This window comes from Azospirillum formosense (assembly GCF_013340925.1).
Classification (GTDB): Bacteria; Pseudomonadota; Alphaproteobacteria; order Azospirillales; family Azospirillaceae; genus Azospirillum; species Azospirillum formosense.
Genome location: NZ_WHOR01000238.1, coordinates 1 through 9,142, shown reverse-complemented (window position 1 = coordinate 9,142; position 9,142 = coordinate 1). Strand labels below are relative to the sequence as shown.

The following is a 9,142-nucleotide window of genomic DNA, read 5'->3' as shown; positions in this document are numbered from 1 at the left end:
GTTCCCGGCGCTGGAGGGCAAGGCGGAGGAGCGGGCGTGGCGCCTGTCCGGGGGGCAGCAGCAGATGCTGGCGGTGGGCCGCGCGCTGATGGGCCGCCCGCGGGTGCTGCTGCTCGACGAGCCGTCGCTCGGCCTGTCGCCCAAGCTGGCCGGGGAGGTCTTCGCCGCCGTCCGCGCCATCGCCGCGACCGGGACGGCGGTTCTGGTCGCCGAGCAGAGCGCCGCCCGCGCCCTGTCCGCCGCCGGGCGCGTCGTGCTGCTGCGGCTCGGCCGGGCGGTGCATGACGGGCCGGTGCGAACCCTTCCCGCCGACGCGCTGCGGGACGCCTTTCTCGGCGGCTGATCCGCGGTCGCCGGGCGGCGCCGGACGCAATTCGGCATTGCGGCAACAGGCCGGGATCTTTGTCGTGACTTTCTCGTCTTGCGCTTGCCGATCCCAGACGGCGGGGATAGCTTCCGGCGTCGCCCCGCCCGTAAGGATTACCTCTGCCATGTTGGACAAAGCCGTCGCTGCTGCACTCTCCTCCCTTCTTCTGCTGGGCGCCGCCGCCGTCCACGCCGATGGGGCGCAGGTGGCGGAGCTGGTCCCCGTGAATCCGCCGACCATGTACTACCCGGCGCCATCCTCCGGACCCGCGCCGGTGCCCCGCACCGTCGCGCCGCCGGCGCCCGCCGCCGCCGATCCGGCCGAGAAGACCGGGCCGGCCGAGCTCGAGGACGGCTGGGAAGGCGGCCCGTCGCGCGACCGGGACGGCAAGTTCGCCTATTGCGCCATCGAGGGCCGCTTCGACACCGGCCATGTCCTGATGATCGCGCGCAACGTCAAGGGCGAGGTCAATCTCGGCATGGGCATTCCGGGCGCGGAGCTGCCGGGCGGCGAGCAGTGGAAGGTCAAGGTCGTGGTGGACGGCAAGCTGACGCGCGAGCGCCGCGCTCTGGCGCCCAAGCCGGACATGCTGGTCATCCCCAACGGCAAGGACGAGGAACTCTACACCGCCCTGATGAACGGCAAGGAGGTGGTCTTCGCCTCCGATGCCGACCGCATGGCCTTCGCGCTGAAGGGCACCAAGAAGGTGCTCACCGACCTGAAGACCTGCGTGGACAAGGCCGGCGCCGTTCCGCCCATCGACACCCGCACCAAGAAGGTCGCGACCCGTCCCGACGAGCTTCCGGAAGGGCTGGCCGACCTGTTGAAGGCGGCCGGTGTGCGCGACGTCAAGCGCGTGTCGCTGGAGAATGTGCCGAAGGGCGAGCGTCCCGCCGACATGGCCTGGCGCATCGGCCCGATCGTCGGCGGCATCCGCGAGCGGATGGTCGAGGAGGGCTCCAAGCTGGAGGACCTGTCCGCCGGCTACGTCGACGCCATGAAGAAGCGCTGCGAGGGCGGCACGCCGACCGCGTCGCTGAGCGCCGTCGAGGATCTGCCCGGCCTGATGCTGCGCACCGGCTCGGTGGATTGCGCGCTGAAGGAGGGCAAGATGCACGTCTCGCTGACCTTCTTCCTGTCGCCCGGCCGCCTGTTCACGATCCTGTTCCACGAGGCGCAGGAGGCCGACATCGGCTTGGCCGACAAGGTGCGCGACAATCTGGCGGAGGTGCTGCGCCGCCTCGCCGTCAATCCGCCGTCTGCCCGGCCTTCGGCTCAGCCGTCCGGCGCCTCTCCGGCTGCGGCCCAGACGGGCAAGCCCTAAAGGGTTAGGGCCGCGCCGCGCGGTTGACGGCGCGGAGGCAGGGTACACATTGTCCGGCATGCCGGATGACATGACGGGAATCCGGGGCGCCGCGGGGGAAGCGGCCGGCGCCCTGACCAAAGCGCGAAACCCCGGCCGGCGGTTCCTCAGGGTGCTGACACGGCGGAGCCTGCGCGACAGCGTTCTGGGCGTGCTGATGCTTGCCGGGGCCATCGGCGCCGGGGTCGGGCTGGCCGTAGCCATGCTGCACGAGTCCGTGGTCTGGACGCAGTCCGTCGTCTTCTCGGTGGCCCATGGGCAGGATCTGGGCGAGGCCGCGCTGGCCGACCCCTGGCGGACCCTGCTGGTCCCGGCCATCGGCGGCCTGCTGCTCGGCGTGATGGTGAAGCTGGTGCGGCGCTGGCGCTCCAACGACATCGTCGATCCCGTCGAGGCGAACGCGCTCTACGGCGGCAAGATGTCGCTGATCGACAGCCTGCGCCTGACCCTGGCGACCCTGCTGTCCAACGGCTCCGGCGCGTCGGTGGGAATGGAGGCGGCCTACACCCAGGCGGGGGCGGGCATCGCCTCGACGCTCGGTCAAAAGCTCCATCTGCGGCGGGCGGACCTGCGCACGCTGGTTGGCTGCGGGGCGGCGGCGGCCATCTCCGCCGCCTACGGCGCGCCGCTGGCCGGCGCCTTCTACGCCTTCGAACTGGTCATGGGCGGCTACACCATCGCCACGCTGGCCCCGATCGGGGCGGCCTCGGTCGCCGCGGTGGCGGTGGCGCACTGGCTGTCCGACCCGTCCCCGGCCCTGTTCTTCGGCCGCCCGGTGGCGGTGGAGGGCTGGGATTATGTGGCCTGCGGGGTCCTCGGCTTCCTGGCGGGCTGGCTGAGCATCCTCGCCATGCAGGCGGTGACGGTGGCCGAGCGGGGCTTCCGCGCGCTGCCCATCCCCGTCTGGGGGCGCCCGGCGCTGGGCGGGCTCGCTTTGGGCGCGCTGGCCCTGGCGGTGCCGCAGGTGCTGGGCGCCGGACCCGGCGCCGACCCGTCGCAACTGGCCCGCGGGCTGGAGGCGATGGCGGTGCTGCTGGCCGCCAAGATCGTCGCGTCGGCCCTGTCGCTCGGTTCGGGCTTCCGCGGCGGGCTGTTCAGCGCCTCGCTGCTTCTCGGCGGGCTGTTCGGGGGGCTGGCCTATGGGGTGGTCGAGCTGCTGGTGCCGGGGCTCGGGCTCGACCGGATGCTGCTGGTGCTGGCCGGCATGGGCGCGGTGGCCGCCGGCATCATCGGTGCGCCGGTCACCATGGTGCTTCTGGTGCTGGAGGCGACGCAGGATTTCTGGGCGGCATCCGGCGTGCTGATCGGCGTGGTGGTGTCGACCACCGTGGTTCGGCAGGCCTTCGGCTACTCCTTCGCGACGTGGCGCTTCCACCTGCGCGGCGTGCCGATCCGCGGCGCCTACGACGTCGGCTGGGTGTCGGAGCTGACGGCGATGCGGCTGATGCGCGGCGACGTGAAGACGATCCTGACCACCCAGACCCTGGACACGCTGCGCCGTTTGCATCCGCTGGGCGCCGCCAAGACGGTCTTCGCGGTGGAGCCGGACGGGTCCTACGCCGGCATCATCGACATGGGCGCGGTGCACGACCCGTCGCTCGGCGAGGAGGACGCGAAGACGCCGGTCGGCGAACTGGCCAAGCACGCCGACGACTTCCTGCGGCCGGGCGACGACGTGCGCAGCGTGCTCCAGCGCTTCTGCAGCGCCGAGGTGGAGTCCCTGCCGGTCGTGACGTCGCCCACCGACCGGCGGATCGTCGGCTACGTCACCGAGGCCTATGCGCTACGCCGCTACAGCCAGGAGCTGGAGCGGCAGCGCGGCGAGGAGCTGGGCGAACGCAGCCTCTACGGGCGGGACTGACCGCCCGTCCGAGGTCGGCGCTCAGTAGACCTCCGGCACCCAGTTCTGCTTCGACTTCTTCGGCCGTTTGTAGCCGTCGTCGCTCTGCCGCGGCGGCAGGTCCAGCTCGACCGGGGCGATGTCCCGGTAGGGGATCTGCTGCAGCAGATGGCTGATGCAGTTCAGCCGCGCCTTCTTCTTGTCGTCGGCGTCGACGATGTACCAGGGCGTCAGCTTCTTGTCGGTGTGCTCCAGCATGGCGTCCTTGGCCTTGGAGTACTCGACCCAGTGCTTGCGCGATTCGAGGTCCATCGGGCTGAGCTTCCAGCGCTTGATCGGGTTGCGCATCCGCTCGGTGAAGCGCTTCTCCTGCTCCTCGTCGCTGACCGAGAACCAGTATTTGATCAGGATGATGCCCGACTGGACCAGCATCTCCTCGAACAGCGGGCAGGCGCGCAGGAACTCCTCGTACTCCGCGTCGGTGCAGAAGCCCATCACATGCTCGACACCGGCGCGGTTGTACCAGCTCCGGTCGAACAGGACGATCTCGCCCTTGGCGGGAAGCTGCGCCACATAGCGCTGGAAGTACCATTGCCCGCGCTCCTTCTCGGTCGGCGTGCCGAGCGCCACGATGCGGCAGACGCGGGGGTTGAGGCTTTCGGTGATGCGCTTGATGACGCCGCCCTTGCCGGCCGCATCGCGCCCTTCGAACAGCACGCAGACCTTCAGGCCGTTGACCCGCACCCATTCCTGCAGCTTGATCAGCTCGAACTGCAGCCGGGCCAGCTCGTCGATGTACTTGAGCTTCTTGCCGCCCTTCGCCGGCTTGCCGCCGCCCTTGCCGCCGCCGAGGTCGCGCCAGTGGGATTCGATGGCCGCGACCTCCTTGGCGTCGCGCAGCACCTCGCCGCCGGTGGCTGGAACGCCGAGGCCCAGGTCCTTCAGCTTCAGCGCCTTGCGCTTCTTCCGCGGCTTCTCCTCCGCCCCGGCACCCGTCTTGACCTCGTCCATCGAACGCACCCTGCTTATTGTTGTCCCCACGAACCAACGCTAGGAGATGACGGCGCGTCAGGCAACCGCCGGCGCGCTCACCGCGACGAAGTGACCGAGGCCGGGGGCGCCGGGGAGGGGGCAGGTCAGTCCTTGTCCTTCGTGTCGAAGGTCAGATGGACGCCAAGGACCTCTGCGGTGATCCGGGCAACGGTCAGGTCGATGGGGGGCGGGGCGACGTTGACGCCGCGGCTGAGCGCCTCCGTCACGATCTCCATCACCTTCAGGCGGGCATGCCATTTGGAGTTGGCGGGAACCGCCTGCCAGGGCGCCGTCTCGGTCGAGGTCTTGTCGAACATCGCCTCGATGGCCTTGCTGTAGTCGTCCCAGCGGGCGCGGTTGCGCAGATCCTCTTCGGTCAGCTTCCAGCGCTTGTAGGGGTTGCTCAGCCGCTCGCGAAAGCGGTTGAGCTGCTCGTCGGGCGTGATGTGCATGAAGATCTTGATGATGCGGGCCCCGTCGTCGGTCAGCATCTTCTCGAACTGGTTGATCTCGTCGTAGGCGCGCTTCCACTGCTCCTTGTCGGCGAAGCCCTCGACCCGCTCCACCAGCACGCGGCCGTACCAGGAGCGGTCGAAGATGGCGAAAGTGCCGGGGGCGGGCAGCTTGGTCCAGAAGCGGTAGAGGTAGTGCTTGCCCTGTTCGTCCGCCGCCGGGGCGCCGATCGGCCAGACATGGAAGCCGCGGGGGTCGAGCGGTTCGGTCAGGCGGCGGATGCAACCGCCCTTGCCGGCGGCGTCCCAGCCCTCGAACACCAGGATGGCCCGGCGCTTCTCGTGCCAATAGGTCTGCTGGATGTGCAGCAGGTCCTTCTGCAATTTGGCGAGGCGGCGTTCGTAGTCGTCCTTGCTGCCGATGCCCTCCGCCGTCATATCGAGCTTGTCGAGACGGATCTTGCCGTTTCCGTTGCCCATGCACGCACCTTTCGAAATGTCTGGCCCAAGTGTCAGGTTTCGGAACCTTCGCGCTTCGCAGGGGTTGAGCGCGTGCGCCCCGCAGGGCGCGCGTTGCAACCTCGCGATGGTCCTTCCGGTGATGGTCCTTCGGCCGGTGACGGTCTTCCGGACGATCCATGGGAGGCGCCACGCTTGTCAACCAGCGGCGACCGGCTGGCGTGCCGCTGCCGACCAGGAGGATTTCCCCGATGGCCACCGCCGGACCGCGAATCTACAACCTGTTTCCCACGCTCGTCGGCCCGATGCGCGACTGGGCCGGGCATCTGCCCCGCATCCAGGGCATGGGCTTCGACTGGCTGTTCCTGAACCCGATCCATTATCCCGGCTTCTCCGGCAGCCTCTACGCCGTGAAGGATTATTACCGGCTGCACGACCGCATCCAGGGCGGCGCGCCGGAGCATCCGGACGAGCTGTTGCGCGCCTTCATCGCCGAGGCGGGGCGGCACGGCCAGTCGGTCATGCTGGACCTCGTCATCAACCACACCGCCAAGGACGCGATCCTGGTGGGCGAGCATCCGGACTGGTACCGGCGCGACGCCAACGGCGACCTCTACAGCCCGCGCGCCGTCGACCCGGTGGACCCGTCGCGGGTGACCATCTGGGGCGACCTCGCCATGCTCGACTACGAGCGGGCGGATGTCCGGGCCGGGCTGACCGACTATTGGACGCGCTACCTGCGCCACTTCGTCGGGCTGGGGGTGAAGGGCTTCCGCTGTGACGCCGCCTACCAGATCCCGGCGGAGGTGTGGAAGACGTTGATCGACCGCTCCCGCGAGGTCGATCCCGAGGTGAAGTTCTTCGCCGAGACGCTGGGCTGCACGGTGGAGCAGGTGCGTGACCTCTGCGGGGCGGGCTTCGACTTCCTGTTCAACAGCGCCAAATGGTGGGACTTCAAGTCCGACTGGCTGCTCGATCAGTATGACGAGTTCCGCTGGATCGCCCCTTCCATCGCCTTCCCGGAAAGCCACGACACCGACCGTCTGGCGGCGGAGGTCGGCAGCCAGGACACCGAACGGCTGGCCGCCCAGTTGAAGATGCACTACCTGTTCGCCGCCTCCTTCTCCACCGGCGTGATGATGCCTGTGGGGTACGAGTACGGCTTCACCCGCAAGCTGGACGTGGTGAACACCACGCCGGACGATTGGGAGGAACCGAAGCTCGACCTGACCGGCTTCATCGGCGCGGTCAACGCCATGAAGGCGGACAGCCCGGCGCTGAACGTCGAAGGGCCGCAGCGGCGCGTCACCTCTCCCCACAACCCGATGGTCGGGCTGATCCGCGACACCGGCGGCTGGGCCAACGGGAGCGGGGAGGGCTGTTCCGTCCTGCTCATCAACCCGGACGAGAACCAGCCCCACGCCATCGACCCCGGCCCCCTGTTGGCCAGCACCGGCGGCGGCTTCGCCGACTTCGAGGACGTGACCCCGGAGGCCGAGCCGCTGCCCTTCGAGCCGGGCCGCGACCTGCGCCTGCGCCCGCTGGAGATGCGCGTCTTCCGCGCCCGTCCGGCGCAGAGCCGCCCCATCGAGCTGAACCATCTGGGCGAGCGCGGGGCGGAGCACGACGCCGGCACCCGCGCCTGGATGGACGAGTTGGCCTCCCGCCGCGTCACCATCGAGAACGTCTATCCGGAACTGGACGGCGGTCGCTTCCCGGTCAAGCGGGTGGTCGGCGACGTGATGGAGGTGTGGGCCGACATCTACACCGACGGCACCTTCGTCCTTGGCGCCGCCGTCACCTACCGCCCGGTGGACGAGGAGGAATGGCGCGAGGTGCCCATGACCTTCTTCGACAACGACCGCTGGGTGGGCAAGCTGCCGCTGACCCGCAACACGCGCTACCAGTACAGCATCCTGGCGTGGCGCGACGTGTGGGAGAGCTGGCGCGCCGATTTCAAGAAGAAGCACGACGTCGGGATGGACGTCAGCCTGGAACTGATCGAGGGCCGCCGCTTCGTCGAGCATGCCGTGGGATTGAACCAGGGCGAGGGCCGCGCCGTGCTGGAGCGGGTGGTGGAGCGGATGAACACGCTTCATGGGCCGGAACTGATCGCCTACGCCCTGTCCGACGAACCGCGCCACGCCATGGCGAAATACGGAGAGCGGCAGTATCTGTCCCGCTACGGCTGCGACCTGGAGGTCTATGTGGACCGCACCGCGGCCCGCTACTCCGCGTGGTTCGAGATCTTCCCGCGCTCGGCCTCGCCGGACCCGTCGCGCCCCGGCACCTTCGACGACGTGTCGAACATGCTGCCCTTCATCCGGGGCATGGGCTTCGAAGTGCTGTACTTCCCGCCGATCCACCCGATCGGGCGCAGCTTCCGCAAGGGGCGCAACAACACCCTGAACCCCGGCCCGAACGACCCCGGCGTGCCCTACGCCATCGGCGCCACGGAGGGCGGGCACGCCGACATCGACCCGATGATCGGCGACTTCGACGGCTTCCGCCGGCTGGTCAAGGAGGCGCGGCGACAGGGCATCGAGATCGCGCTGGACTTCGCCGTCCAGTGCTCCCCCGACCATCCCTGGATCAAGTCGCACCCGCAGTGGTTCTACTGGCGTCCGGACGGCACGATCCGCTACGCCGAGAACCCGCCGAAGAAGTACCAGGACATCGTCAACGTCAGCTTCTATCGCGAGGCCTATCCGGACCTGTGGTACGCGCTGCGCGACGTGGTGCTGTTCTGGTGCGACGAGGGGGTGCGCATCTTCCGCGTCGACAACCCGCACACCAAGCCCTTTCCCTTCTGGGAATGGATGATCCGCGAGGTGCAGGACCGCTTCCCCGACGCGCTGTTCCTCGCCGAGGCCTTCACGCGGCCCAAGCTGATGCGGCGTCTGGCGAAGATCGGCTTCACCCAGTCCTACAGCTACTTCACGTGGCGCAACACCAAGGCGGAGCTGACCGAGTATCTGACGGAGCTGACCCAGGGCGAGTCCAAGGACTACATGCAGCCCAACTTCTTCGCCAACACGCCCGATATCCTGCCGCCGATCCTGGTCCATGGCGGGCGGCCCGCCCACATGATGCGCGCCGTGCTGGCCGGGACCCTGTCGGGCGTCTACGGCCTCTACGCCCCGTATTTCGTCTGCGAGGCCGACCCCTATCCGGGCAAGGAGGAGTACAACCACTCCGAAAAATACGAGATCCGGCACTGGAACTGGACCAAGCCCGGCAACATCGTCGACTACGTGACGCGGCTGAACAAGATCCGCGCGGAGAACCCGGCGCTCCACAAATTCACGAACCTGAAATTCTACAACGCCTACGACGACAACATCCTGCTCTACGGGAAGATGACGGAGAGCAAGGACAACGTCATCCTGATCGCGGTGAACCTCGACCCGCACAACGGTCATGGCGGCACCATCGAGGTCCCGCTGTGGGAGCTGGGGCTGGACGACGGCGCCCATGTCCAGGTGGAGGATCTGTTCACCGGCCAGCGCTTCACCTGGATCGGCAAGTTCCAGCATGTCTGGCTCGACCCGCAGCAGAATCCGGCGGCGATCTGGCGCATCCGGCCGCCGGGGCGGTAAGGGAAGGGGCGTAGGGCCCCCACCCAAACC

At 68.7% G+C, this 9,142-nt stretch carries 6 protein-coding genes; 4 read left to right on the top strand and 2 right to left on the bottom strand.

What is annotated here, in order from left to right; all coding sequences use genetic code 11:
- From GBZ26_RS23125 to GBZ26_RS23115, 3 genes are all read left to right on the top strand, one after another.
- Positions 1–343 (top strand): ATP-binding cassette domain-containing protein (locus GBZ26_RS23125; RefSeq protein WP_174440861.1); only part of this gene is annotated, 343 nt, incomplete at its 5' end.
- A gap of 148 nt (positions 344–491) precedes the next feature.
- Positions 492–1,691, top strand: coding sequence for a hypothetical protein (locus GBZ26_RS23120; RefSeq protein WP_174440860.1), 1,200 nt, complete (start codon positions 492–494; stop codon positions 1,689–1,691).
- Positions 1,692–1,842: 151 nt separating this feature from the next.
- Positions 1,843–3,591, top strand: a complete 1,749-nt coding sequence (locus tag GBZ26_RS23115; protein ID WP_344918077.1) for a chloride channel protein — start codon at positions 1,843–1,845, stop codon at positions 3,589–3,591.
- A gap of 21 nt (positions 3,592–3,612) precedes the next feature.
- Here GBZ26_RS23115 and ppk2 read toward each other — a convergent pair whose 3' ends face one another.
- Positions 3,613–4,581, bottom strand: coding sequence for a polyphosphate kinase 2 (ppk2, locus tag GBZ26_RS23110; protein WP_211104914.1), 969 nt, complete (start codon positions 4,579–4,581; stop codon positions 3,613–3,615).
- Positions 4,582–4,706: 125 nt separating this feature from the next.
- Entirely contained in the window at positions 4,707–5,534 is an 828-nt protein-coding gene (locus GBZ26_RS23105; protein WP_174440858.1) for a polyphosphate kinase 2 family protein, read from the bottom strand.
- 230 nt (positions 5,535–5,764) lie between these two features.
- On the opposite strand from GBZ26_RS23105, the gene GBZ26_RS23100 reads away from it, so the two are divergent.
- The gene (locus tag GBZ26_RS23100; protein ID WP_174440857.1) at positions 5,765–9,112 is read left to right on the top strand and encodes a maltotransferase domain-containing protein; all 3,348 of its coding nucleotides are present in this window, start codon (positions 5,765–5,767) and stop codon (positions 9,110–9,112) included.
- Positions 9,113–9,142 lie beyond the last annotated feature (30 nt).